Origin of the sequence: Nonomuraea aurantiaca (genome assembly GCF_020215705.1) — a bacterium.
GTDB lineage: Bacteria > Actinomycetota > Actinomycetes > Streptosporangiales > Streptosporangiaceae > Nonomuraea > Nonomuraea aurantiaca.
Genome location: NZ_JAIWNB010000011.1, coordinates 249,921 through 274,142, shown reverse-complemented (window position 1 = coordinate 274,142; position 24,222 = coordinate 249,921). Strand labels below are relative to the sequence as shown.

Genomic DNA, 24,222 nt, shown 5'->3' with positions numbered 1-24,222 from the left:
CCTGAAGGTGAGGCACAATGAGGAAATGGTTCGCACGCCTGGCTCTGCTGGGCGTAGCGGTATTAGTCGCAGGTCAGGGCCAGGCGGCCCAAGCCGCGGAACCGGCAGCGGGGAAGAAGATCGTCCGCATCGGCGCCACGCAGTCGATGGACTCGATGAACCCCTTCCTGGCGGTCAGGCTGGTCTCGTCGGCGATCCAGCGCGAGATGTACAGCTTCCTGACCACGCCCGACCCCAAGACGCTGAAGCCCAGCCCGGACCTGGCCGAGTCGTGGACGACCTCGCCCGACGGGCTCACGTGGACGTTCAAGATCCGCAGCACCAAGTGGTCCGACGGTCAGCCGGTCACCGCCGAGGACGCGGCCTGGACCTTCAACAAGGTCATGACGGACGACGCGGCCAAGACCGCCAACGGCCCGGCCGTCGAGAACTTCGAGAGTGTCACCGCCAACGGCCAGGACCTGGTCATCAAGACCAAGGCGCCGCAGGCGTCCATGCTGGAGAACCCGATCCCGATCATGCCCAAGCATGTCTGGGAGAAGGTCACCGACATCGCCAAGTACGAGGCCGACGTCTACCCGGCCGTGGGCAGCGGGCCGTACATCGCGGTCGAGCAGAAGAAGGACCAGTACGTCAAGCTCAAGGCCAACCCCGACTACTGGCGGGGCAGGCCCAAGGTCGACGAACTGCAGTTCATCTTCTACGACAACCCGCAGGCCGCCATCGCCGGCTTGAAGAAGGGTGACATCGACCTGATCGGCCGCATGACGCCGCCGGACTTCGAGTCGATCAAGGGCGACCCCAACATCGAGCAGTGGAACACCCAGGGCCGCCGCGCGGCGTACCTGGAGGTCAACCCGGGCGCCACCACCACGGACAACAAGCCCGTCGGCGACGGTCACCCCGCGCTGAAGGACCCGAAGGTGCGCACGGCGCTGCACTACGCGATCGACAAGCAGAAGCTGGCCGACGAGGTGCAGAGCGGCCTGGCCAAGCCCGCCGACGGCTCGATCATCCCGCCGCTGTACAAGGAGTTCTTCTGGGAGGCCACGGGCGACCAGAAGGTCACCTACGACGTCGCCAAGGCCAACAAGATCCTCGACGACGCCGGTTACAAGAAGGGCGCCGACGGCGTCCGTACGATGCCCGACGGCAAGAGGAAGCTGGAGTTCCGCTTCAGCATCCACACCGACACCCCGATCGAGGACAAGCTCGCCGAATACCTGACGGGCTTCTTCAAGGAGATCGGCGTCACGCTGACCACGGTGAAGCTCGACTCCAGCAAATTCAGCGAGCAGACGGGCGTCACGGGGCTCTACGACATCGCGATCAGCGGCTGGTCGGTCAACCCCGACCCCGAAGAGGTCCTGGCCACGCACCTGTGCAGCCGCCGGCCCACCCCGTCGGGCGAGGGTGGCGGCACCGAGTCGTTCTACTGCGACCCGACCTTCGAGAAGCTCTACCAGGAGCAGCTCAAGGAGCTCGACCGGGCCAAGCGCGTCGAGATCATCAAGAAGATGCAGGAGCGCCTCTACACCGACGCTCCGGTGATCGCGATCTACTACCCGAACGACCTTGAGGGCTACCGCAAGGACCGGATCACCAGCATCACCCCGGTCCCCGAGGACAAGGGCCTGATCTACGGCGGCAGCAGCGGCTACCCGTTCTACGCCATGGACGTCAAGGCCACCGGCGGCACCAGTGCGGCCGGCAGCGACGGCGGCTCCAACACCGGCCTCATCGCCGGCGTGGTCGGCGGCGTGGTGGTCATCGGGCTCGTGGCCTTCCTCTTGACCCGGCGTCGCAAGAGCGTCGCCGACGAGCGCGAATGACAACACCGCTCGAAGCAGCAGAGCCCGCCGTCCAGGCGGCGGGCTCTGGTGATGACCGCCCCGCCTACCGCGGCACGCTGAAGTACGCGCTGTCGAAGGTCGGCGGGGCGTTGTTCAGCATCGCGATGGTGATCGTCGGCACGTTCTTCGTGTTCCGGCTGCTGCCCGGCGACCCCGTGCGCAACCTGGCGCAGGGCCGCAACATGACCCCGACGCAGCTCGCCCTGGAACGGCACCGGCTCGGCCTGGACAAGTCGCTGATCGACCAGTTCTTCGACTTCGTCGGCAAGACGCTCCACTTCGACCTGGGCACCTCCTACGAGTACAACCGGCCGGTCCTCAGCCTCATCGGCGAGCGGTTCCCCGCGACGCTGCTGCTCGCGGGCGGGGGCCTGGTCATCGCGGTCGGCCTCGGGATCTGGCAGGGCCAGCGGGCCGGATGGCAGCGCGGCAGCCGCTTCGACCAGGTCTCCACGGGCGTCTCGCTGGTGTTGTGGTCCATGCCGACGTTCTGGCTGGGGCTGCTCCTGCTCATGGTGTTCGGCGTCGGGATCGGGCCGATCCCCGGCATCTTCCCGACCCGGGGCATCGAGAGCGTGGACGCGCCCGACGGCTTCGCCTACGTGCTCGACGTGGGCATGCACATGGTGCTGCCGTGCCTGACCCTCGTGGCCGTGGTCTATGCCCAATACCTGCTGGTCATGCGCTCGTCGCTGCTGGAGGAGGTCAGCCAGGACTACGTGAACGTGGCCCGCGCCAAGGGCCTGCGCGACGACCAGGTGCGCCGCCGCCACGCGGTCCCCAACGCGCTGCTGCCGACGGTGACGCTGGTCTTCATGCGCATCGGCTTCGTGGTCGGCGGCGCGGTCACCGTCGAGACGATCTACAGCTGGCCGGGGCTCGGGCAGCTGTTCTACGAGGCGGTCAGGGTGCCTGACTTCACGCTCATGCAGGGCACGTTCATGCTGATCACGGTGGCCGTGATCCTCATGAACACGCTGGCCGACGTGGTCTATCACATCATCGACCCGAGGGTGAGGTCGGCATGACCGCCGTGGCCACGTCTCGCAGGCGCCTGGCGCTCGGCCGCTTCTGGCGGAGTTTCCGTCAGGAGCGGGCCGGAATGGCCGGGCTGGTGGTGCTCGTCGCCGCGGTCCTTCTGGCGCTGGTCGCGCCCCTGTTCATCAGCGACGGCGTGACCAGCGTGGTGAGCGGCACGGGTACCAAGTGGGCGGCGCCCAGCCTCGCGGAGCCCTTCGGCACCGACGAGTCCGGCCGGTCCGTCCTGCTGATGGTCTGGTGGGGCTCGCGTACGTCGCTGTTCATCGGCTTCCTCGCCGCCCTGCTGAGCATCGTGATCGGCATGGTCGTCGGCATCGCCGCCGGGCACTTCCGCGGCTGGATCGGGGCCGTGCTCATGCGGGTCACCGACTGGTTCCTGGTGCTGCCCTCGCTGATCACGGCGCTGGTGCTGGCGGCCATCCTGGGCGGCAGCACGGCCACGATCATCGTGGCCATCGGCATCACCACCTGGCCGTCCACCGCCCGGCTGATCAGATCGCAGACGCTGTCCGTCGAGGCCAGGCCGTACATCGAGCGGTCCAAGGCGCTCGGCGGCGGGCACTGGCACATCACCACCCGGCACGTGCTGCCGAACGTGGCGCCGCTGCTGCTGGCCAGTACCACGCTGGAGGTCGCCAGCGCGATCGTCACCGAGTCCACGCTGGCCTTCCTCGGCGTCAGCTCGAACAAGACCTCCTGGGGCACGATGCTGCGCGCGTCCTACGACTTCGGCGCCGCCACCCAGGGCGCGTGGTGGTACATCCTCATCCCCGGCCTCTGCATCCTGGCCGTCGTCATGGCGTTCACACTGGTGGGACGCGCGCTGGAGGCCGTGCTCAACCCGCGGCTCAGGAAGGCGGGCGCATGACCCTCCTCGAACTCGACGACCTCTCGGTGACCTACCGGATCGCCTCCGGCGAGGTGCCCGCCGTACGGGGTGTGTCGCTGAAGCTGGAGTCGGGCGCGGCGCTCGGGGTAGCGGGCGAGTCGGGATCCGGCAAGTCGACGCTGGCCATGGCGCTGCTGCGGCTGCTGCCGCGCGACGCGCGCGTCGGCGGCCGGATCCTGCTCGACGGCGAGGACATCCTCACCATGAAGTGGGGCCGGATGCGCGCGGTCCGCTGGGCCGAGGCGTCGATCGTCTTCCAGGGCGCCCAGCACGGTCTCAACCCGGTCCAGAAGATCGGCGACCAGATCGCCGAGCCGCTGCTGGTGCACAACCTGGCCAAGCCCGACCAGGCCGGCAAACGGGTGGCCGAGCTGCTCGAACAGGTCGGCCTGCCCGCCTGGCGGGCCCGCAGCTACCCGCACGAGCTGTCCGGCGGCCAGCGGCAGCGCGTGATGATCGCGATGGCCCTGGCCTGCTCGCCCCGGCTGATCATCGCCGACGAGCCGACGACCGCGCTCGACGTGATGGTCCAGGCCCAGGTCCTGACGCTGATCAAGGAGCTGATCGCCGAGCGGAACATCTCGCTGATCATGATCTCGCACGACCTGTCGGTGCTCGCCGACGTCTGCGGGCAGCTCGCGGTCATGTACGCGGGCCGCGTCGTGGAGCACGGCCCGTCGCGCGAGGTGTTCCACGAGGCCAAGCACCCCTACACGCGGGCTTTGGCGGCGGCGTTCCCCACGGTCGGCGACCCGGTGTCGCGGCTGGCGCCCAAGGGCCTCGGCGGCGATCCGCCGGACCCGATGGACCTGCCCACCGGCTGCACGTTCCATCCGCGCTGCCCGGTGGCGCTGGAGGAGTGCGCGACCCTCGATGTCGGGCTCTGGCCCGCGGGCGACAGCCGTACCGCTGCCTGCGTGCACGTACGGGCCAAGGAGGAGGCCTCATGACCGAGACGGAGACGTCCTCGGAGACCGTCGCCACGGGGCACACCACCCTGCTGGAGGCCCGTGACCTGCACGTGGAGTTCCCGTCGCGCGGGCGGCGGGCCCGCGCGGTCGACGGGGTGAACCTGGCGATCGGGGCGGGCGAGATCGTGGCCCTCGTCGGTGAGTCCGGCTGCGGCAAGACCACGCTGGCGCGCACGCTGATGGGCCTGGAACGTCCCACGTCGGGGTCGGTCGTCTATGACGGTAAGGAGCTGGACTACCACTCCAAGGCGCTCAAGGCGTACCGGAAGGTCGTGCAGCTCGTCCTGCAGGACCCGATGGGCTCGCTGAACCCGCGGCACACCGTCTACGAGGCGGTCGCCGAGGGGCCGCGCATCCACGGCCTGTCCGGCGAGCGGGAGATCGTGGCCGAGGCGCTGTCCAGGGCCGGGCTGCGGCCTCCTGAGCGGTTCTTCCTGCGCTACCCGCACGAGCTGTCGGGCGGTCAGCGCCAGCGCGTGGTCATCGCCGGCGCGCTGGCCCTCAACCCGAAGGTGCTGGTCGCCGACGAGCCGGTGGCCTCGCTGGACGCCTCGGTGCGGGGCGAGATCCTCGCGCTGCTGCTCCGGCTCCGCGCCGACCTGGGTCTGTCGGCGCTGGTCGTCACCCATGACCTCGGGCTGGCGTGGAACATCGCCGACCGGGTCGCGGTCATGTACCTCGGCCGGATCGTCGAGGCGGGGCCGGTCGAGCAGGTACTGACCGCTCCCCGCCATCCGTACACGCAGGCCCTGCTGTCGGTGCTGCCGGAGTCGCCCGAGCGGATCGTGCTCACTGGTGAGCCGCCGGACCCGACGCGGATCCCCGGCGGCTGCCGCTTCCACGCCCGCTGCCAGGTGCTCGCCTCCGGGAGGGCGGCCGAGGCGGGGGTGGACGCCAAGTGCAGGTCGCAGCTGCTCGACATCCTGCCCGCCACCGCGGCCGCGCGGGCGGCCTGCCATTACGCGGAGCTCAGCGCTTGAACGCCGCGGCGTGCTCGGCGGCCCACTGAGCGAAGGAGCGCGGCGCCCGGCCGGTGACCTGCTCGACGGTCGGGACCACTGTGTAGCCGATCTCGGGGGTGTTGCCGAGCGCGCCGATGAGGAACTCGATCGTCTCCGCGCCCATGCCGTCGGCGCGCCACTTCGCGCGCGCCTCGGCCTCGGAGAGCTCGACGAAGCGGATCTCCTGGCCGACGGCCTCGCTGAGGATGCGCACCTTCTCCGTGGTGGTGACGGCCTGCGGGCCGGTCAGCGTGTACGTCCTGCCCCCGTGGCCGTCGCTGGTCAGCACGGTGGCGGCCACGGCGGCGATGTCGCGCTCGTGCACCATGGCGCTGAGCCGGCCGCCGAACGGCTCCCTGATGACGCCCTCCGCCTTGATCGTCTGGGCCCACCACTGCAGCGTGTTGGACATGAACTCGACCGGGGTCAGTAGCGTCCACTCCAGGTCGCTCGCGGCCAGCGCCTGCTCCAGCGGGCCGTCGGCACGCCCGCCCAGGACGGTGACCTTGCGCACGCCCGACTTGGCGGCCAGCTCCACGATCTGCTCGCCGCACGTCAGCGGCCCGTAGTCGTCGCCGGCGAAGTTGATGAGGTGAACAGCCTGGACGCCCTCGAAGGCGGTCGTGAGGCTGCCCGGGTCGGCCAGATCCCCGGCGACGACCTCCACGCCCTCGGGCAGGTCGGCCTTGGCCGGGTTGCGGGTCAGGGCCCGAACCTGGTGGCCGTTGCGGGTGAGCTCGTCGACGATGAGGCGGCCGACGGTTCCGGTGGCACCGGTGACGAGGATCGTCATGAGAGGCTCCTTCTGGATTTTTTCGGAACGGAATGTTCGGTTCCTACCTTACCAGAACGGAATGCTTTATTCCACGTAATTCTTGAGCGTGATGGCCGTCGCGGCGCGGGCCATGGGCCCGGCGATGCGGTCGATCATCCGGTCGCGGCCGGGCAGGTGGGGGAGCAGCCTGATCATCCTGGTCTGGAACCAGATGACCGCGCGTGAGGGCAGCACCATGCCCTTGACGTTGGCCGGGCCCAGCTTCTGGTTGGCGTCCACGTACGCGCGCATCTCCCGCTCGTAGCCGTCGACGCCGCCGCCGGAGGCCAGCTCGCCGGCCAGCACGTACGCCCCCACCAGGGCGAGGCTGGTGCCCTGACCCGAGGCCGGCGAGGCGCAGTAGGCGGCGTCGCCGACCAGCACGACCCGGCCCTTGGACCAGCGGTCCATGTGGATCTGGCTGACGGAGTCGAAGTAGAAGTCCGTCGACCCGCGCACGGCCTCCAGCAGCGCGGGCACCTCCCACTCGACCCCGGCCATGGCCTGGGCCAGCAACTCCTTCTGCTGGGCCAGGTCGCGGCGGTCGTAGGCGAGCGGCTGCGACGACCACATGAACAGCGCCTTGGCATTGCTGTCCTGCTTGGTGCTGTAGACGTTCGCGGTCCGGCCCGGGGCGGCGTGGACCGCCTCCTCGCGGTCGAGGCCCAGACGGTTGGGGACCGTACAGATCGAGATGTAGTAGCCGAGGTCGCGGACGAACGCCGACTCCGCGCCGAAGACCAGCCCGCGCGTGTTGGAGTGCACCCCGTCGGCCCCGACGACCAGGTCGAACCGGCGCGGCGCCGACCGCTCGAAGGTCACCGTGCCGTCCTCGGCGATGCCGGTGATCGAGTCGTCGAAGAGGTACTCCACGTCGTCGCGGGTCAGGTCGTAGAGGAGCTCGTTGAGGTCGCCGCGCATGATCTCGGCGTCGGCGCCCTCGCGCCCGCCGAACAGGTCGGCGTCCATCTCCGCGATCCGCCGGCCCTTGCCGTCGTAGTGCGTCGCGATCCGCATGTCGGTGCTCCTGGCGCGGACCGCGTCGAGCAGGCCCATCCGCTCGACCACGTCGAGTGCCACGCCGCGGATGTCGACCTTGTAGCCGCCCTCGCGGATCGAGGGCGCCCGCTCCACCACGGTGGGGGTGAAGCCGTGCTGCCGCAGCCAGTAAGCCGTCGCGGTGCCGGCGATGCTCGCGCCGGAGATCAGGATGTTCGTCATGCCCTGAAAGGTACACACGTCTCAGACGCTTGTCTAGTACGATTTTCTGAGACGTTCGTGTTAGACTCTGGGCATGGGAAATCGTGAAGATCTGCTGGCCGGGGCCAAGCGCTGCCTGATCGAGAAGGGCTACTCGCGCACGACGGCGCGCGACATCGCCACGGCCTCCGGAGTGAGCCTGGCGGGCATCGGCTACCACTTCAGGTCGAAGGACGCGCTGATGAACGAGGTGCTGTTCGAGGTGATGCGGGAGTGGGGCGACGACCTGGCGGCGACGCTGGCCGCCGACGTCAAGCCCGACGCGGAGCCGCTCGAACGCTTCGCGGCGGCATGGGACCGGGTGATCGAGTCATTCGACCGGCTGCGGCCGCTCTGGGTCACCCAGTTCGAGCTGCTGGGCCAGATCGACCACCTGCCGGACATCCGGGAGCAGCTCGTGACCGGCATCCAGGAGGGGCGTCAGGGGCTCGCGGAGTTGTTCGAGGGCATCGACCCGGCGGCGGAGCCGGAGCGGGCGCGGCTGGTCGGCACGTTCTACCAGGCCATGCTGACGGGGTTCCTGTCGCAGTGGCTGATCGATCCCGACAGCGCGCTGTCGGGCCGCGAGGTGGTCGCGGCCCTGCGCATGGTGCAGAGATAGCTTCTCGTGGCGCGGGTCAGAAGGCGCTGATCGTGGCGGGCGCCCGCTCGGCCCTGCTCAGCGTGCGGATCACCGCCGTCGCGCCATGACGGTGTACGGCGAGCCGCGCCAGCAGCTCGACGACCGGCTCGACGACCGAGGGTGGCAGCTCGGGAGTCTCCACCCCCACGCTGGCGGCCAGGTCGTCGGAGTGCACGACCAGCTCCATCAGGCGGGTGAGCAGGAGGTCGTCGAACCGGAGCGACCAGCCCGACCACGGCAGGTACACCACCTTGTCGCCGGGCTGCGCGGGCAGGGCGACCCGCTGCCGGTCGAACAGCTCGCCCGCCTTGGCGGCCAGCGCCGCCGGGCCGTCGGCGGCGGCCAGCTCACCGGCCCGCCGGATGCCCACGTTGCTCTCGTGGTCGAGGCCCGCCTGCACCCACGGCGACCTGGTGAAGTGCTCGATCAGCGGGATCGGCTCACCGATCGGTCCGCCGTCGTCCAGCAGGCTGTCGACCCGGACGATCTGGTGGGCCAGGTGCGCGGCCAGGCCGGCCACGCTGAACTCGGTCAACGCGCTCGGCTTCTCCCACGCGGCGGCCACGGCCGGCTCACGCAGCAGTGCCACCGCGGACGACGCGGCGACCAGATAGAACTCCCTGATCTCCCCCATGTTCCGCCTTTCCCCGTTTTCTGGTGGTGACCCGGCAAAGACTATCCGGGGTGGTGTCCTGATCGTCAGGCCAGGGCACGCTTGATCGCCGCCCTGATGAAGACCCTGGCCAGGGTCGCGCGCCTGAACCGGCTCAGGAACGGCCGCGGCAGGCCGTACCTGCGGGCTCGGATGTCCTCCACCACGTTCATCGGCGCGCCGAGCTCGGCCAGCACGTTTAGGGCCGCCCGCTTGGTGATCAGCCGCCCGTCCCGCAACGTGACCGTCGCCCGCGCCACGGTGATCATCCCGAGATCCACCCAGATGTCCCGCAGCCACAGCTTGCGCGTGCGCGTCTTGACCAGCCAGAAATCCCGGAGATCGGCCCGGATGAACCCGCTCAGCTCCTCGTCCGACACCGGCGGCAGCAGGCCCGCGGGCGGTGCGCCGTACAGCTCCAGAGCGCCCGCGTGCAGCTCACGACGGGTCACCGGGGTGACCGGCCGCTCGTACAGCTCCTGATGCGCCCAGGTCACATGGTCGGTCGCGAAGTCGCCCAGCCGGTGCCTGGGCATGTAGGAGCAGTGAAGATGCTCGGCGAGCGGCAGAACCAGCTCCTCGTGCAGCTTGGCCAGCCGTCGCCGCTGCTCCTCGGTCACGTCCGTCTCGACCACCGCGATGAGATCGAGATCGCTCTTGCCCGGCTGGTAGTCGCCCGCGGCGAGCGACCCGTGCGCCCACAGGGCGACCAGAGGTACGGCCGGCCTGATGTCGTGGAGGAAACGCGTCAGCAGAAGATCGGTGGGCCCGTGCATGATGGCCACTATGGTCGACACGAGACGCGACGGAAAAGTGGCCCTGGTCACCGGCGTGGGCCGCACCGTAGGCATCGGCGCCGGGATCGCCCGCCGGTTGGCGGCCTCGGGCTGGGACATCGCCTACACCTACTGGAGCCCGTACGGCGAGCGCAGTCAACGCGCGGGCCACCTGGCTGCTGGTCCGCGAGTACGGCCGCCGCTTCTCGGGCGCCCACGGGACCGGCCGGATCATCGGCCTCACCAGCGACCACACCGTGGGCAACCTCCCGTACGGCGCGAGCAAGGGCGCCCTGGACCGTATCGTCCTGGCCGCCGCCCGTGAGCTGGCCCACCTCGGCGTCAGCGCCAACGTCATCAACCCCGGACCGGTGGACACCGGCTGGATGACGGACGAGGGACGGGAGAGCATCGTCCGCCAGACCCCGCTCAACCGCCTCGGCACGCCCCAGGAGACCGCCCACCTGGTCGACTTCCTCTGCTCACCCCAGGGCCAGTGGATCAACGGCCAACTGCTGATGAGCAACGGCGGCTTCGCCTAGAGCGGTGTCCACGACGGAGCGTCTTCCTCAGAGCGCGTGGCCGCCCGCCACCTGCAGGATCTGACCGGTGATCCACCGAGCCTGGTGCGAGGCGAGGAACACGACGGCGTCGGCGATGTCGGCGGGCTCACCCACACGCCTCAGCGGCACGATCTCGCCGACCCGCGCGCACATCTCGGCGTCCATCCAGCCGGTCTGCACCGGTCCGGGAGCCACCGCGTTGACCCGGATGCCGGCCGCGCCGAGGTCGAGCGCGGCCGCCCGCGTAAGGGCCTCCAACGCCGCCTTGGACGTCCCGTACCCGATCTGACCGGGAAAGGCGCGGGCGGCGTCCGTGGAGACGTTCACCACGCACGGCTCGCGGCCGGACCGCTGCCGCCTCGCCAGTTCGGAGACGAGCAGCGCGGGGGCGATCGCGTTGACCTCGTAGTGGCGGCGCAGGCCATCGGCGGTGAGGGCGCCGAAGGCGTCCGGGGTCTCGCAGTGCGCGGCGTTGTTCACCAGCACGTCGACCGGCCCCAGCCGCCGCTCGACCTCGTCGAACAGCTGCCGCGCCGCGTCCGGCTCGCGTAGGTCGGCGGGTACGGCCACCGCGTCCCCGAGCTCGGCGGCCAGCTCCTCGGCGACGTCCACTTCGAGGGCGACCGGAGCCGCCTGTCGTCACGGCGCGCTGAACAGCGCGCTCACCGACTCGCCGTCGTGGATCCGCCGCATCGCGTCCGCCAGCGCCGGCGCGATCGACAGGACCGTGAGCTTGTCCGTGGGCTTGGGCACGGGCACGGTGTTGGTGCAGACGATCTCCTCGACCTCGGGCAGCGTGCTCAGCCGCTGAATCGACTCGGCCGCGAACAGCCCGTGCGTGCACGCGACGCGTACGGACTTGACGCCACGCTCGCGCAGCCGGTCGAGCAGCTCGATGACGGTCGTGCCCCTGGCGATCTCGTCGTCCAGGATGATCACGTCCTTGCCCTCGACCTCGCCGATCACCGAGCTGATCACCACCCGGTCGTCGCTGAAGCGCTGCTTGGCCCCCATCGCCACGTCGGTGCCGAGCAGCCGGGCGAAGTGCGCGGCCTCCTTGGCGTTGCCCAGGTCGGGGGAGACGACGACGGTGTTGGACAGGTCGTAGCGGCGGAAATGGGCGGCCAGCTCGCGCAGCGCGTGCAGGTGGTCGACGGGCACGCTGAAGAAGCCGTGCACCTGCGGCGAGTGCAGCGTCATCGTCAGCACCCGCCCGGCGCCCGCCGCCACCATCAGGTCCGCCACCAGGCGCGCCCCCATGGAGATGCGCGGCGCGTCCTTCTTGTCGCTCCGGGCATACGCGTAATGCGGAAGGACCACGGTCGTCCTGGCGGCGGAGGCCCCACGGGCCGCGTCGAGCATCAGCAGCAGCTCGACCAGGTTCTCCTGTACGGGCGGGACCAGCGGCTGGATGATGAAGACGTCGCGTTCCCTGCAGTTGGCCTGGAGCTGGACCTCCAGCACGTCGTTGGCGAAGCGGTTGACCTTGACCGGGTGGAGCGGGGTGCCCAGGTGGGAGCAGATCTCCTCAGCCAGATCGGGGTGAGCGCTGCCGCTGAATACCGTGATGTCTCGCACGATTCCGAAAGGATAGCTTCACGGGCTCAGGTAATGGTGCACCAGGGCGGGTTGGCCGGCCGCGTTGTGCCATCGGGCCCGGGAGGTGGCGACGCGCTGCCAGCCGTACCTCTCGTAGGCGGCGATGGCCGCCCGGCCCTCGTCGGAGACCTCCAGCGTGAGACGTCCGTCCTCGGCGGCGAGGGCGGTGTCCAGCAGACGGGCGGCGAGCCCGCCGCGCCGGGCGGGCGGCGTGACGAACAGGCGGGTCACGGACGCGCGTACGGGAGTGCCGACCAGCTCGGCGACCTGCGACTCGACCCGAGCAAGCCCGACATGACCGACTATGGCGCCCTGCTCGTCCAGGGCGACCCAGGCTTGGAGCAGGTCGCCGGGCGTGAGCCAGCTGTACGGATCGTCGGGCCAGTCCACGGGGTAGCGGTCGGCGGCCTGAACCTCGGCCAGCGCCCGCACACACGCGTCGAGATCGGCGGGAGTTCTGAGTCGGATCATCGCTGGAGCGCCGCCATCGTGAGTCGGGTCATCGTACGGGAGTTACTGAGTCGGATCATCGTTCGAGCGCCACGACCGTGAGGGAGTCGAGGTCGGGGACGACCTTCCAGGCGAGCGCCAGCGCGTCGGAGGCGGGCGGGTAACGGGGATGGGGCACGGCGATCACCCGCATCCCGGCCGCGTGCGCCGAGCGCAGGCCGTTACTCGAATCCTCCACCGCCACGCACTCGCGCGGATCTACCCCCAGCTTGCCGGTCGCCTCCAGGTAGCCGTCGGGGGCGGGCTTGCCGCGCGGCACCTCCTCGGTGGAGACGGTGACGGCGAAGCAGTCACGGAACCCGGCCGCGTCCAGGACCACCTCGATCAGCGCGCGCGGTGAGGAGCTGGCCAGGCCGAGCGTGAGGTCCGCCGCCAGGCGCCGCACCGCCTCGGGCGCCCCCTTCATCAGCGGTACGCCGTGCCGGTAGCGCTCGGCCATGTGGTCCACCACGCCGCGCGCGATCTCGTCCGGAGGCAGCGCCACGCCGAGTTCGTGCAGGTAGGCGGCCCATTCCTGGGTGCTCATCCCCATGAGCCTGGACTGGGTGTCCTCCTGCCAGGTGCCGCCGTGTTCGGCGACGAACGCCCGCCGTACCTCCTCCCACACCGGCTCGGAGTCGACGAGTACACCGTCGAGGTCGAACACGCACGCTTCCACGGAACCCCCTAGCGGGCTTTGTCGGGATTGCCCATTAACGAGGATATGCGTTGACCGGTTCTCGGGAATGGGGCTGGACATGGCCGACCTTCCACTCCACGAGTCCAACGACTTCGAGTCCAGCGACTTCGAGGCGGCGGCGGACCGCGGCTTCATCGCGAAGTTCAGCCCGGCGGTGGTGAGCGCCGCCGACAGCAAGGTCATCTGGGACGGCGAGTCGGCCGCCTTCCTGGAGCAGGAGTGCCCCGGCAGCGCGCATCCCAGCCTGTGGCGGCAGGCGCGGCTCTCCGCCAGGCAGGGGCTGTACGAGGTGACGGACGGCGTCTACCAGGTGCGCGGGTTCGACCTGTCGAACATGTCGATCGTCGAGGGCGACTCCGGCGTGATCATCATCGACCCGCTCATCTCCACCGAGTGCGCGGCCGCGGCGCTGCGCCTCTACCGAACCCATCGCGGCGCCCGGCCCGTGACCGGGGTGATCTACACGCATCCGCACGTCGACCACTTCGGCGGCGTACGCGGCGTGACCGGCGGCGGCGTCCCGATCCTGGCGCCCGCGGGCTTCCTGCGGAACGTGGCCCGCGAGCACCTGCACGCCTGGTCCGCCACGGCTCGCCGCTCCGTCTACCTGTACGGCCAGGCGCTCGAACGATCACCCGATGGCCAGATCGGTCCGGGCCTGGGCAAGGCCCGTTCGACCTCGCTCATCGCTCCCACGGCCGAGGTCGAACGTACGGGACAGGAGAAGACGGTCGACGGGGTACGCATCGTCTTCCAGCTCGCCCAGGCGCCACCGGAGCTGACCCTGTACCTGCCCGGCCACCGGGCCCTGTGCCTGGGCGAGAACGCCACCCGCAACCCGCACAACCTCCTGCCCCTGCGGGACGCCAAGGCCCTGGCCCGGCAGCTGGACGAGACGGTCGCGCTGTTCGCAGCCGAGCTCGACGTCGCCTTCGCCTCGCACCACTGGCCCACCTGGGGCGGGCCGGAGATCGCCCGGTTCCTGTCGCGGCAGCGTGACCTGCACTCCTACCTGCACGACCAGACCCTGCGGCTGATGAACAAGGGCCTGACCGGAGCGGAGATCGCCGAGGCCATGCGGGTGCCGCCGGAACTGGAGCAGGTCTGGCACGCGCACGGGTACCACGGGCCGGTGGGCCACAGCGTCAAGGCCATCTACCAGCACTACCTGGGCTGGTTCGACGGCAACCCCGCGCACCTGTGGGAGCATCCGCCGAGGGAGAGCGCGATCCGCTACGTGGAGTGCCTCGGCGGCGGTGCGGCCGTCGTCGCCTTCGCCCGGCGCTACCTCAAGGAGAACGACCTGCGCTTCGCCGCACAGCTGCTCAACCACGCGGTCTTCGCCGACGAGGGCAACAAGGAGGCGCGCGACCTGCTCGCCGAGGTGTACACCCGGCTCGGGCACGGCGCGGAGAACGCCACCTGGCGCAACCTCTACCTGACGGGTGCGCTGGAGCTGAGTGACGGCGTCGTGCCGGCCGCCACGGAGCGGGCCGCGCCCGGCCTGGTCGCCGCGCTCGGCGTCGACCAGATCCTCGACTCGATCGCCATCCGGATCGACGGGCCGCGGGCCTGGAACGAGAGCCTGTCCATCGACTGGCACCTGACCGATCTGGGCGAGAGGTACCGGACCACACTGTCGAACGGCGCTCTCATCCAGCACGCCGACCCACCCGAGGGGCCGGTCGACCTGACCTTGCGACTGACCAAGGCGCAGCTACTCGGCCTGCTGGCCGGCCGCGGGGTCGAGCGGGTCGAACGAGAAGGCGACATCGGCGTACTGCGGCGCCTGGTGGCCGTACTCGACCACCCGATACCCGACTTCGCCATCGTGACCGCCTAGCGCGGCATCCACGTTCTTCCGCTCCGGCGCCAGCCACGACGGACCGGTTTCTTCCCCTCCCCCGGAGGGGGTATCCCTCCAAGGGACGCCAGCCCCGACGGACCGTCACACCGGTTGAGACGGTCGCGTGACGAACCCCGACGGGGGTCAGCCGCTGCGGCGGGGCGCCAGGCTCGAGATCGCGAAGTACAGGACCCCGGCCAGCACCAGCGCGACCACCACGCCGATGTTGGCCGCCCCGAACGTGCCCGCCCTCATCTGGTCGCTCATCAGGAAGCCGACGACGCGGGCGATGTTCGGGTCGCTGGAGGTGATGAGCCCGATGCCCACGATCGACGCCGCGACCAGCGAGATCACCCCGGACCAGTTCAGGGCGGGCGCCCCGGGACGAAGCAGCCGCTCGTCGTACGACCGCCCGCCCGCCCGCCGGAGCCACATGTCGACCAGGAAGACGGCCACCCAGGCGGCCATCACCACCCCGATGATCGCCAGGAACGCCTGGAAGGTCGCCAGGAAGCTGGCCGAGACGAACAGCAGGTAGTAGCCGCCGAGCACCATCAGCGCGCCGTCGACGAGCACCGCGTAGTGCCGCTTGATCGGCACCCCGAGCGCCAGCATGGACAGCCCCGACGAGTAGATGTCCATGATCGCCCCGGCCAGGAAGCCGCCGATGGCGGTCAGCAGGTACGGCAGCAGGAACCAGGTCGGCAGGGCCGCCGCCAGCGCCCCGACCGGGTCCGCGCCCGCTGCCTGGGCCAGCTTGGGGTCGCCGCCGGCGAGCAGCACGCCGAAGACGAGCAGCACCATGGGCGGCGCCGCCCCGCCCACCGTCGTCCACAGCGCCACCGACGAGGGCTTGGACGCGGCGGGCAGGTAGCGCGAGTAGTCGGCGCCGCAGTTGACCCAGCCCAGGCCGAGCAGCGTCATCGCGAAGATGACCGCGCCCACCCAGCCGCCGGGGCCCGCGGTGGTGTCCAGCGAGGTGCCGAGCCTCGGGGCCATGAGGATCATGTACACGACGGTCAGCACGATGAACGCGTACGTCAGGTACCGCTGCACCGCCATGATCAACGCGTGGCCGTACACCCCGATCACGATCGTGAGCAAGGCGGCGACCGCGAAGCAGACCGCCGTGGCGGTCGTGCCGGGAATGCCGGGCGCGACCCGTTTCAGGATCGCCGCGCCGCCCTGCGCCGACAGCGTCACGAGCACGATCTCCCAGCCGACGTTCGAAACGTAGGAGAGTACGGCCGGCAGCTTGTTGCCCTGGTAGCCGAAGGGGGCGCGGCCGAGCGTCATCGTCGGCACCCCCGACCGGGAACCCGCGATCGCGACCAGCCCGACCAGCCCGAACGAGAGCGCGTAACCGATCGCTCCTGTGATGATCGCCGGGAAGACGCCCAGGCCGAGCCCGACGATGTAGACACCGAAGGCGACCCCGAAGAGGGAGAGGTTGGCACCGGCCCAGGGCCAGAACAGGTCCCGAGGCGTGCCCCGCCGCTCGGCTTCCGGAACGGCGTTGATGCCGTTCTGCTCAACGGTCATCATGTCCATGATCGGACGGTACACCCGGTAACCGCGCCGCCCCAGAGCAGGTGGGGATCAGCCGTCGAGTCCCAGCAGGGCGGCCTCCACCTTCGGGTCCAGGCCGACCGGCGGCCGGTCAGGACGCATGGGCGCCCGCCCGCCGATGCTCCGCAGCCAGGCCCACGTGTCGGCCACCGTCTCCGCCACCGGCCGGAACCGCAGCCCGGCCGCCACGGCCTTCGACACGTCACCTCGGTGCATGCTGTCGTGATCCTCGCCCAGCAGCCAGATCGGCAGATTGGTCCACGGCTCCACGCCGGCCGCCAGGATCGGCTCCGGCTCCACCCACCGCAGCTCGGCCGCGGACCCGGTCACGTCTATGCAGGTCCGCAGCAACTCCTCCATGGTGACGAACCCCGACGGGCTCACCACGTTGTAGGCCCCACCCAGCCCGTCCTTGGCCGCCTCAAGGCACCACTGGGCCATGTCGCGCGCGTCCACGTACTGCAGGGGCAGCTCGGCGGGCCCCGGCGCGAGCACCGGCCCGCCACGCGCGATCCTGTTGAGCCACCACGGCAACCGCCCGATGTTCTCGTGCGGCCCCAGGATCAACCCCGCCCGTGCCAGCAGCGCCCGCTCCCCGAAGGCCGCCACCGCCGCCAGCTCCCCACCGGCCTTGAACCGCGCGTAGCCCACGTCATCGCCGTCATCGGCCGAGGCCGCCACCAGCGGAGCGTCCTCCCCGGCACCGGCCGCCATCGGGTAGATGTGAACGGACCGGCTGGAGACGTAGACGTAGTGTCCCGCCCGCCCGGCCAGCAGCCTCGCCGCGTCGCGTACGGCGGACGGCGCCCACGACCAGGTGTCGACCACGACGTCCCACTCACCACGCTCAAGTGCCGCCAGCCCGCCCGGCTTCGCTCGCTCGCCCCACAGCGCCGTCACCGTGGGCGGCGGGGCGTGCGTGCCCCGGTTGAACAGGGTGACGTCCCAGCCGGCTGCGAGGGCCTCGTCGACGAAGGCCCGCCCCACGAACTCTGTCCCGCCCAGCACCAGAAGCCTCATGGCCACCACCGTGCCGGTCCCGGCCATCGCCCGGTAGCCGTGCACGCCGACAGCGGAATCGCCAGCAGCGAAAACCCACTGACGGCGGAAGCGCCGGCAGCGAAACCCCGCTGACAGCGGAATCGCCGACGGTGGAGCCTCTCACTCTCCGCGACAATTTAACGCTGCAAAGGTAGATATATCAGCAGGTCAGTGTCAATGCTGTTCCTCGCGGCATAATAGAGAAGTGTCACAGATAGTGATGCTAGGGGCCATGGGATGGTGAAGCGGATCTACCCCTACTCGATCCGGGCGCGCCTGACCATGATCGCGACTCTCATCGCGGCCATGGTCTTCGTCGCCACGGTCGGCCTTACCCTCAGCACGTTGCCCGGCAACCTCCGCGGCGCCGTGCAGAACCGGGTGGAGCTGGCCGTACGACAAGTGGCCAACGACGCCCGGACGAAAGAGCTGCGCAGCCTGCTCCCGACGCCGGCTCGCGTACCCCTCCTGCAGGTCGTCTCCTCCGAGGGCATCGTCCTCGCCTCAAGCCACAACCTGAGGGGTCAGCCCCCCATCGCGAACCTGCGGCTGCCCCAGCCGGAGACGATCTACGCCACCGAGACCGAGCTCACCGGCGACAGCGAGGCTGTGGAGCCCGGAGCCAAGTACCTGGTCATGGCCATGCAGTCGCGGACGTCGTACGGCCTGATAACGGTGTACGGCGCGGCGTCGCTGAGCGACGTCAACCTGGCGCTCGGGTGGCTCTATGCCCTGATCTTCCTCGGCACCCCACTGATGCTGCTCGGTGTCGCGGGCATCACCTGGGCCGTGGTCGGCCACACCCTGCGCCCCGTCGAGCGCATCCGGGCCGAGCTGGCCGAGATCACCGGGCACGACCTGAGTCGCCGGGTCCCCGTGCCCGGTTCCGGGGACGAGATCTCCAACCTCGCCGTGACCACCAACGACACCCTTGACCGGCTGGAACGCTCCGCCGAGACGCAACGCCGCTTCGTGGCCGACGCCTCGCACGAGCTCCGCAGCCCCATCACCGCGCTGCGTACCCAGCTGGAGGTGGCCAGCGCCTACCCGGACGACACGGACTGGGCGTCGACGGGCGCCCGGGCCCTGAAGTCGGCCGATCGCCTGACGGACATCATCGAGGAGCTCCTGATGCTGGCCAGGCTCGACGCGGGCGCGGTCATCGACTGGCACGTCGTCGACGCCTGCCAGCTGGCGGAGGAGCAGGGGCGGCGCCGTGCGGGAGGCGACATCAGCGTCGTCACCCACGTGATGGGCAAGGCCCCCGTCATGGGCTCCCGCATCCAGCTGGACCGGCTGCTGACCAACCTGCTCGACAACGCCACCCGGCACGCCAGCACCATGATCGACCTCCAGGTGGCGGTCAACCAACGGGACCGGACCGTCGACATCACGGTCACCGACGACGGGGCGGGCATCGCGGTGGAGGAGCGCGAGCACGTCTTCGAGCGATTCACCCGCCTGCCCGAGGGCCGGGCCAGGGACAAGGACGGCAGCGGACTCGGCCTGGCTCTGTCGAGGGAGATCGCCCAGGCGCACCGGGGGACCCTGACGATCACCGACCACTATCCCGGCGCCCAGTTCGTCACCCGTCTGCCGCTGTACCTGGACGGAGATTCACTGGTGTGAGCGGCTCGCGCCCGTCCAGCACGGCCGCGACGTTCGACACCGACAGGTGGCACATCCGCTCGCGGGTCGCCGTGCCCGCGCTGCCGATGTGCGGGGTCAGCACGGTGTTGCCGAGCTCGGTCAGCGCCGGGTTCACCGCCGGCTCGCCCTCGAACACGTCGAGGGCCGCCCCCGCGATCGTCCCCGCCCGCAGCGCCTTGACCAGCGCGTCCTCGTCGACGATGCCGCCACGAGCGGTGTTGACCAGGATCGCGGTGCGCTTCATACGGCCCAGGGCGTCGGCATCGATGAGGTGGCGGGTGGCCGGGGTGAGCGGGCAGTGCAGGCTGACCACGTCGGCCCGCTCCAGCAGCTCGGGCAGCTCGACGAACTCGACGCCCCGCCGATCGTCCTCCGACAGCGGCGAGGAGGTGGGCGTGGCCAGGATCTCCATGTCGAACGCGCGGGCGCGGCGGGCGACGGCCCGCCCGATGCGGCCGTAGCCGACCACGCCCAGCGACGCTCCGGCGCTGAGGTCGAGCCCGAGCAGCATACGCGGCCCCCAGATCCACGGCGTACGCTCCCGCAGCAGCCGATCGCCGTCCAGCACGCGGCGCGCGGCGGCCAGGATCAGCGCCATCGTCAGGTCGGCGGTGGCGCCGTCGAGCACCCCAGGGGTGTTGGTGACCTGGATCCCGCGCTCGGTGGCCGCGGCCACGTCGATGTTGTCGTAGCCGACCGCGGTGTTGGCGACGACCCGCAGCGACGGGCCCGCCGCGTCGAGGAACTCGGCGTCGATGCGCTCCGTGAGCGTGCACACGACCCCCTCCGCGCCCGCGGCCAGGCGCAGCAGCGTGGCGCGGTCGGGCGGGTCCTCCTCGCCGCACACCACGGGCCGGCCGAGCGAGCGCACGAGCGCCATGGCGGCGTCGGTCAAGGTGCGGGTCACGTAGATCATCGACTCTCCTCGCTCGTCGGGGGTGCCGTGGGGGCGGGAGACCCTGCCCCAGGTCTCGCCGTACGACTCCCGCCCACCATAACGACGTGATCGGAGTCCCCAGCATCCGGCTTCACATGAGGAAGGGCCCGCTTCTCGTTTCCGAAGCGGGCCCTTCACCTGAATGATGGCTAGGGAGTCACGGTGATGCGGGTCGTGGCGGGCGGAGCGATCGGGTTGTCGCGGCCCAGCTGGTCGACGAAGGCGTCGATGTCCAGCGGCCCGCTCCAGAGGTCCGTACCGTCCTTGAAGCCGAGGAAGGCGTCACCGCCCCCGACCAGGAAGTTGTTCGCCGCGACCCGGATCGTCTGGGTGTCCGTCACCGCGACGCCGTCGATCTTCATGTTCGACACCTTGGATCCCCACGCCGCGCCGCTGCTGTAGGTGTAGGTGAAGTTCGCCGACGGCTGGAGGATCTTGGTGAACGGCTGGGCGTTCGGCCCGCCGGTGAACTGCTGCTCCAGGATCGTCTTGAGCTGCGCACCGGTCAGCGTCACGACCTGCATCAGGTTGTTGAACGGCTGCACGGTGAACGCCTCGCCATAGGTCACCACGCCGTCGCCCTCGCCCGCCGCGGAGCCGGCGAAAGTGAGCGAGGCCCGAACGCCACCCGGGTTCATCAGGGCGATCTGCGCGTTTCCGCCCGTCTTGGTGGCGGCCAGCTGACCGTCGGCGATGAGGTCGCCGAGCGGGGACTCACCGCTGGGGGCGGCGGCGTTGGTGATGTCCGCGGTGATCCGGCCGACGGGCTTGTTGGCGACCGGGGCGACGCGGTCCTTCCACGTCTGCACGAAAGCAGAAATTTCGGGATCCGGGGTGACCGTACGGGTCACGACTTGGTTGTCCGCGACCACCGAGGCGCGGTCGATGTCCCGCGTCTTGACGTTCACGTTGAGATCGACCTTCGTGATGACGCGGCCGAACGAGCCGCCCTGCGAGTACAGGCGGTCCTGGCCGGCGGGGTCCTTGACCTTGCACAGGTACGCCTGGTGCGAGTGGCCGCTGAGAATCACGTCGATCTCGGGGTCGACCTGCGTGGCGATGCGGTTGCCCGCGCCCGGGACGGCGCTGCAGGCGTCCGGCGACTGGCCCGCGGTCACTTGGTCGCCCTCGTGCACGAGCACGACCTGGGCCCTGACGCCCACCAGCTTGAGCAGCTTGGACGCCAGGTTCGCGGCCTTGACCTCGTCCACGAACTTGAGGTCCTTGATGCCCTCGGCGGTGACGATGTTCGGGGTGGTCTGGGTGACCAGGCCGATGAAGCCGATCGGCACGCCGTTCATCCACTTGATGCTGACCGGCGGCAGGGCGGGCACGCCCCAGTCGCTCATCAGCTTCTTGACCTGGCTCTGCTGCGCGCCCAGCGCCGCGAGGGCGTCGGTCTTCTCGTTCGGGTTCTTGAACAGCACGTTGGCGCCGACGTAGTCGTACTGGGCGCCCTTCCACGTGCCGGCCGGAGAGCACCCGTCCACCGGGTGGCAGCCGCCCTTCATGATCCGGCGCAGCTCCGTGTATCCCTCGTCGAACTCGTGGTTGCCGACCGCGGCCACCTTGAGCCCGATCTTGCCCATGAATTCGACGGACGGCTCGTCGTGGTAGGCCGCCGAGATCAGCGGGCTGGCGCCGATCAGGTCGCCCTGGGCCACCGCGATCGTGTTCTTGTCGCTGAGGGCCTTCATGTGCGTGGCGACGTACGCGGCGCCGCCCGCCTCGACGGTGGCGCCGTTCTCGTCGACCATCCGGCCGGAGGATCCGGTCGGGGGTTCGAGGTTGCCGTGGAAGTCGTTGAGCGCGAGCAGCCGTACCGGAACGGTCTTGGGTGCCTTGCTCGCGTCCGCGGGGGCGGTCGCCGCGGCGAACCCGCCCGCGGCGACGGCTCCGGCCAGCACTAGCCGGAGGAGGGAACGTGGGGTCATGGCCTTAGACGTTACGGCCGGAACCTATGCAGCCAATGTCGCAAAGGTAACGATTCATCGGCCCGCCACATGGCGTTATTTGCCAGCAGTACCCCTAGAGTTCGGACTGTGACAGCGCACGTGGAGATCAGACAACGACTTGATGACCGCGAAATCGCTCAGGTGCTCGGCGTGGTGGACGCGGCGACGGAGGCCGACGGTGTCCGCCCGCTCAACGAGCATGTCATGCTCCACCTGCGCTATGGCGGCGATCCGCAGGCCCGTTCCCTGCTCTTGTACGACGATGAGGCGCTGGTGGGCTATGCCCACATAGATCCCACCGACGAGGTCGAGGGTCCCAGCGGCGAACTGGCCATCCACCCCGCCCGGCGCCGGCAGGGGCACGGCACGCGGCTGCTGCGCGCCGTACTCGAGGTTTCGGGTGGCAGCCTGCGCCTGTGGGCGCACGGCGATCATGAGGGCGCGGGCGTCCTGGCGGCGTCGGCGGGGTTCGAGCGGGTGCGCTCCCTCTGGCAGATGCGCCGGTCCCTGTCCACGCCGCTGCCCGCTTTCGAGATGCCTGACGGAGTACGGCTGCGCACCTTCGTACCAGGTCAGGACGAGGAGGCGTGGCTCAAGGTCAACGCCGCGGCCTTCGCCCACCACCCCGAACAGGGCGCCTGGACGGCGAGCGACCTGCGCCAGCGTGAGCAGGAGCCCTGGTTCGACCCGGAGGGCTTCTTCCTGGCCTTCCGCGGCGAGCGGCTGGCCGGCTTCCACTGGACCAAGATCCACGGCTCGTCCGAGCACGGCCACGAGCCGATCGGCGAGGTGTACGTCGTCGGCGTCGACCCCTCCCAGCAGGGCACAGGCCTGGGCAAGGCGCTCACGCTGGCGGGTCTGGACCATCTACGCGCGCGTGGCCTCGCCCAGGCGATGCTCTACGTAGACGAGGCCAACACGGCGGCGATCCGCCTGTACGAGTCCCTGGGCTTCGACCGCTGGGACGTCGACGTGATGTATGCCGTTATTCCACCACCCAATGCAGGGCGAAGTAGGACACCGCAGCCACCAGTGCCGCAGCCGGAATCGTAAGGATCCACCCGGTCACGATGTTGCCCGCGACGCCCCAGCGCACGGCCGAGAGCCGCTTGGTGGCGCCGACACCCATGATCGCCGAGGTGATCGTGTGCGTCGTGGAGATGGGCGCCCCGAACCCGATCGCCGCCGTGTACAGGACCACTGCCGCCGCGGACTCGGCGGCGAAGCCCTGCGGCGGGTCGAGCGCGATGATCCGGCGGCCCAGCGTACGCATGATGCGCCAGCCTCCCGAGTACGTACCGAGCGAAATCGCCCCCGCTGACGCGAGGATGACCCACTGCGGGATTTCCGACCCCGGATTGATGTACCCGCCGACGACGAGGGACAGGAAGATGACGCCCATCGTCTTCTGCGCGTCCTGCAGACCGTGGCCGAGCGCCATCGCCGCGGCCGAGACGGTCTGCGCGTAGCGGAAGCCGCGGTTGGTCTTGCCGGGCTGGCTGTTGCGGAAGATCCAATATATTGCGATCATGATCGCGCCGGCCAGCGTGAACCCGAGCAGCGGTGAGAGCACCATCGGGACCACCACCTTTTCCAGCACGCCGTCCCAGTGCACGGCGCTGGTCGACGCGAGCGCCGCGCCGACCAGACCGCCGATGAGGGCGTGGCTGGAAGAAGAGGGCAGGCCGAAATACCAGGTGATCAGGTTCCAGCAGATGGCGCCGATGAGCGCCGAGGCCACGATGACCAGGCCATGCGAGCCGTCCGGCGCGTCGATGATGCCCTTGCCGACGGTCGCGGCGACCTGGGTGCCCAGGTGGGCGCCGATGAAGTTCATCGCGGCGGCCATGAACAACGCGGCCCTGGGCGTGAGCGCGCGGGTCGAGACCGAGGTCGCGATGGCGTTCGCCGCGTCGTGGAACCCGTTGGTGTAGTCGAAGGCCAGTGCGATGACGACCACGCCGATGACGAGGGCGAGCGAAAGGTCCACAGGG

General features: G+C 70.0%; 23 protein-coding genes. 10 read left to right on the top strand and 13 right to left on the bottom strand.

The annotated features are described in order from the left end of the window. The first annotated feature begins 17 nt into the window (after positions 1–17). The 5 genes from LDL49_RS26645 to LDL49_RS26625 are packed head-to-tail and all read left to right on the top strand — an operon-like array spanning position 18 to position 5,734. Complete coding sequence (locus LDL49_RS26645) at positions 18–1,832, top strand: ABC transporter substrate-binding protein (protein ID WP_225294493.1); 1,815 nt, start codon at positions 18–20, stop codon at positions 1,830–1,832. Continuing rightward, a complete protein-coding gene (locus tag LDL49_RS26640; protein ID WP_225294490.1) occupies positions 1,829–2,881 on the top strand; it encodes an ABC transporter permease in 1,053 nt (350 codons plus the stop codon). Before LDL49_RS26645 ends, LDL49_RS26640 begins: the two co-directional genes overlap by 4 nt. After that, positions 2,878–3,762, top strand: coding sequence for an ABC transporter permease (locus LDL49_RS26635; RefSeq protein ID WP_225294488.1), 885 nt, complete (start codon positions 2,878–2,880; stop codon positions 3,760–3,762). Before LDL49_RS26640 ends, LDL49_RS26635 begins: the two co-directional genes overlap by 4 nt. Beyond that, the gene (locus LDL49_RS26630; protein WP_225294486.1) at positions 3,759–4,733 is read left to right on the top strand and encodes an ABC transporter ATP-binding protein; all 975 of its coding nucleotides are present in this window, start codon (positions 3,759–3,761) and stop codon (positions 4,731–4,733) included. Before LDL49_RS26635 ends, LDL49_RS26630 begins: the two co-directional genes overlap by 4 nt. Next, positions 4,730–5,734, top strand: coding sequence for an ABC transporter ATP-binding protein (locus tag LDL49_RS26625; RefSeq protein ID WP_225294485.1), 1,005 nt, complete (start codon positions 4,730–4,732; stop codon positions 5,732–5,734). Before LDL49_RS26630 ends, LDL49_RS26625 begins: the two co-directional genes overlap by 4 nt. On the opposite strand, the gene LDL49_RS26620 is transcribed toward LDL49_RS26625, so the two are convergent. Further along, positions 5,724–6,548, bottom strand: a complete 825-nt coding sequence (locus tag LDL49_RS26620) for an NAD(P)H-binding protein (RefSeq protein ID WP_225294483.1) — start codon at positions 6,546–6,548, stop codon at positions 5,724–5,726. The two genes, LDL49_RS26625 and LDL49_RS26620, sit on opposite strands and share 11 nt — an antisense overlap. A gap of 66 nt (positions 6,549–6,614) precedes the next feature. Further along, entirely contained in the window at positions 6,615–7,790 is a 1,176-nt protein-coding gene (locus tag LDL49_RS26615) for an FAD-dependent monooxygenase (protein ID WP_225294481.1), read from the bottom strand. Positions 7,791–7,863: 73 nt separating this feature from the next. On the opposite strand from LDL49_RS26615, the gene LDL49_RS26610 reads away from it, so the two are divergent. Further along, on the top strand, positions 7,864–8,430 hold the full coding sequence (locus LDL49_RS26610) for a TetR/AcrR family transcriptional regulator (protein WP_225294479.1): 567 nt from the start codon (positions 7,864–7,866) through the stop codon (positions 8,428–8,430). A gap of 16 nt (positions 8,431–8,446) precedes the next feature. Here the strand turns inward: LDL49_RS26610 and LDL49_RS26605 are convergent, their stop codons facing one another. Beyond that, on the bottom strand, positions 8,447–9,085 hold the full coding sequence (locus LDL49_RS26605) for a maleylpyruvate isomerase N-terminal domain-containing protein (RefSeq protein WP_225294476.1): 639 nt from the start codon (positions 9,083–9,085) through the stop codon (positions 8,447–8,449). 65 nt (positions 9,086–9,150) lie between these two features. Continuing rightward, a complete protein-coding gene (locus tag LDL49_RS26600; RefSeq protein WP_225294474.1) occupies positions 9,151–9,999 on the bottom strand; it encodes a nucleotidyltransferase domain-containing protein in 849 nt (282 codons plus the stop codon). Between the two features lie 56 nt (positions 10,000–10,055). Between LDL49_RS26600 and LDL49_RS26595 the strand changes: the two genes are divergently transcribed. Next, positions 10,056–10,421, top strand: coding sequence for an SDR family oxidoreductase (locus tag LDL49_RS26595; protein WP_372470437.1), 366 nt, complete (start codon positions 10,056–10,058; stop codon positions 10,419–10,421). 27 nt (positions 10,422–10,448) lie between these two features. On the opposite strand, the gene LDL49_RS26590 is transcribed toward LDL49_RS26595, so the two are convergent. Genes LDL49_RS26590 through LDL49_RS26575 form a run of 4 tightly spaced genes read right to left on the bottom strand, consistent with a single transcriptional unit; the run spans position 10,449 to position 13,209 of the window. Continuing rightward, positions 10,449–11,054, bottom strand: a complete 606-nt coding sequence (locus tag LDL49_RS26590; RefSeq protein WP_225294472.1) for an SDR family NAD(P)-dependent oxidoreductase — start codon at positions 11,052–11,054, stop codon at positions 10,449–10,451. Between the two features lie 27 nt (positions 11,055–11,081). Then, on the bottom strand, positions 11,082–12,020 hold the full coding sequence (locus tag LDL49_RS26585; protein WP_225294470.1) for a ribose-phosphate diphosphokinase: 939 nt from the start codon (positions 12,018–12,020) through the stop codon (positions 11,082–11,084). An 18-nt stretch (positions 12,021–12,038) separates the two neighbouring features. Continuing rightward, complete coding sequence (locus tag LDL49_RS26580) at positions 12,039–12,512, bottom strand: GNAT family N-acetyltransferase (protein WP_225294468.1); 474 nt, start codon at positions 12,510–12,512, stop codon at positions 12,039–12,041. Between the two features lie 55 nt (positions 12,513–12,567). Continuing rightward, complete coding sequence (locus tag LDL49_RS26575) at positions 12,568–13,209, bottom strand: HAD family hydrolase (protein ID WP_225294467.1); 642 nt, start codon at positions 13,207–13,209, stop codon at positions 12,568–12,570. Positions 13,210–13,288: 79 nt separating this feature from the next. Here LDL49_RS26575 and LDL49_RS26570 point away from each other — a divergent pair, with 79 nt between their 5' ends. Next, positions 13,289–15,073 (top strand): alkyl/aryl-sulfatase, encoded by a 1,785-nt coding sequence (locus tag LDL49_RS26570; RefSeq protein WP_225294464.1) that lies wholly within the window; start codon positions 13,289–13,291, stop codon positions 15,071–15,073. Between the two features lie 147 nt (positions 15,074–15,220). On the opposite strand, the gene LDL49_RS26565 is transcribed toward LDL49_RS26570, so the two are convergent. Together LDL49_RS26565 and LDL49_RS26560 are read right to left on the bottom strand one after the other, a co-directional pair. Beyond that, positions 15,221–16,627, bottom strand: a complete 1,407-nt coding sequence (locus tag LDL49_RS26565; RefSeq protein WP_225294462.1) for a purine-cytosine permease family protein — start codon at positions 16,625–16,627, stop codon at positions 15,221–15,223. Positions 16,628–16,675: 48 nt separating this feature from the next. Beyond that, positions 16,676–17,665, bottom strand: a complete 990-nt coding sequence (locus LDL49_RS26560) for an NAD-dependent epimerase/dehydratase family protein (protein ID WP_225294636.1) — start codon at positions 17,663–17,665, stop codon at positions 16,676–16,678. Between the two features lie 258 nt (positions 17,666–17,923). Between LDL49_RS26560 and LDL49_RS26555 the strand changes: the two genes are divergently transcribed. Continuing rightward, positions 17,924–19,315 (top strand): sensor histidine kinase, encoded by a 1,392-nt coding sequence (locus LDL49_RS26555; protein WP_225294460.1) that lies wholly within the window; start codon positions 17,924–17,926, stop codon positions 19,313–19,315. Here LDL49_RS26555 and LDL49_RS26550 read toward each other — a convergent pair. Beyond that, on the bottom strand, positions 19,272–20,252 hold the full coding sequence (locus tag LDL49_RS26550; RefSeq protein ID WP_225294458.1) for a 2-hydroxyacid dehydrogenase: 981 nt from the start codon (positions 20,250–20,252) through the stop codon (positions 19,272–19,274). The two genes, LDL49_RS26555 and LDL49_RS26550, sit on opposite strands and share 44 nt — an antisense overlap. A 170-nt stretch (positions 20,253–20,422) precedes the next feature. Continuing rightward, complete coding sequence (locus LDL49_RS26545; protein WP_225294456.1) at positions 20,423–22,207, bottom strand: bifunctional metallophosphatase/5'-nucleotidase; 1,785 nt, start codon at positions 22,205–22,207, stop codon at positions 20,423–20,425. 108 nt (positions 22,208–22,315) lie between these two features. On the opposite strand from LDL49_RS26545, the gene mshD reads away from it, so the two are divergent. Next, positions 22,316–23,281, top strand: a complete 966-nt coding sequence (mshD, locus tag LDL49_RS26540) for a mycothiol synthase (RefSeq protein WP_225294454.1) — start codon at positions 22,316–22,318, stop codon at positions 23,279–23,281. Here the strand turns inward: mshD and LDL49_RS26535 are convergent. Next, complete coding sequence (locus LDL49_RS26535) at positions 23,214–24,218, bottom strand: inorganic phosphate transporter (protein ID WP_225294452.1); 1,005 nt, start codon at positions 24,216–24,218, stop codon at positions 23,214–23,216. The two genes, mshD and LDL49_RS26535, sit on opposite strands and share 68 nt — an antisense overlap. Positions 24,219–24,222 lie beyond the last annotated feature (4 nt).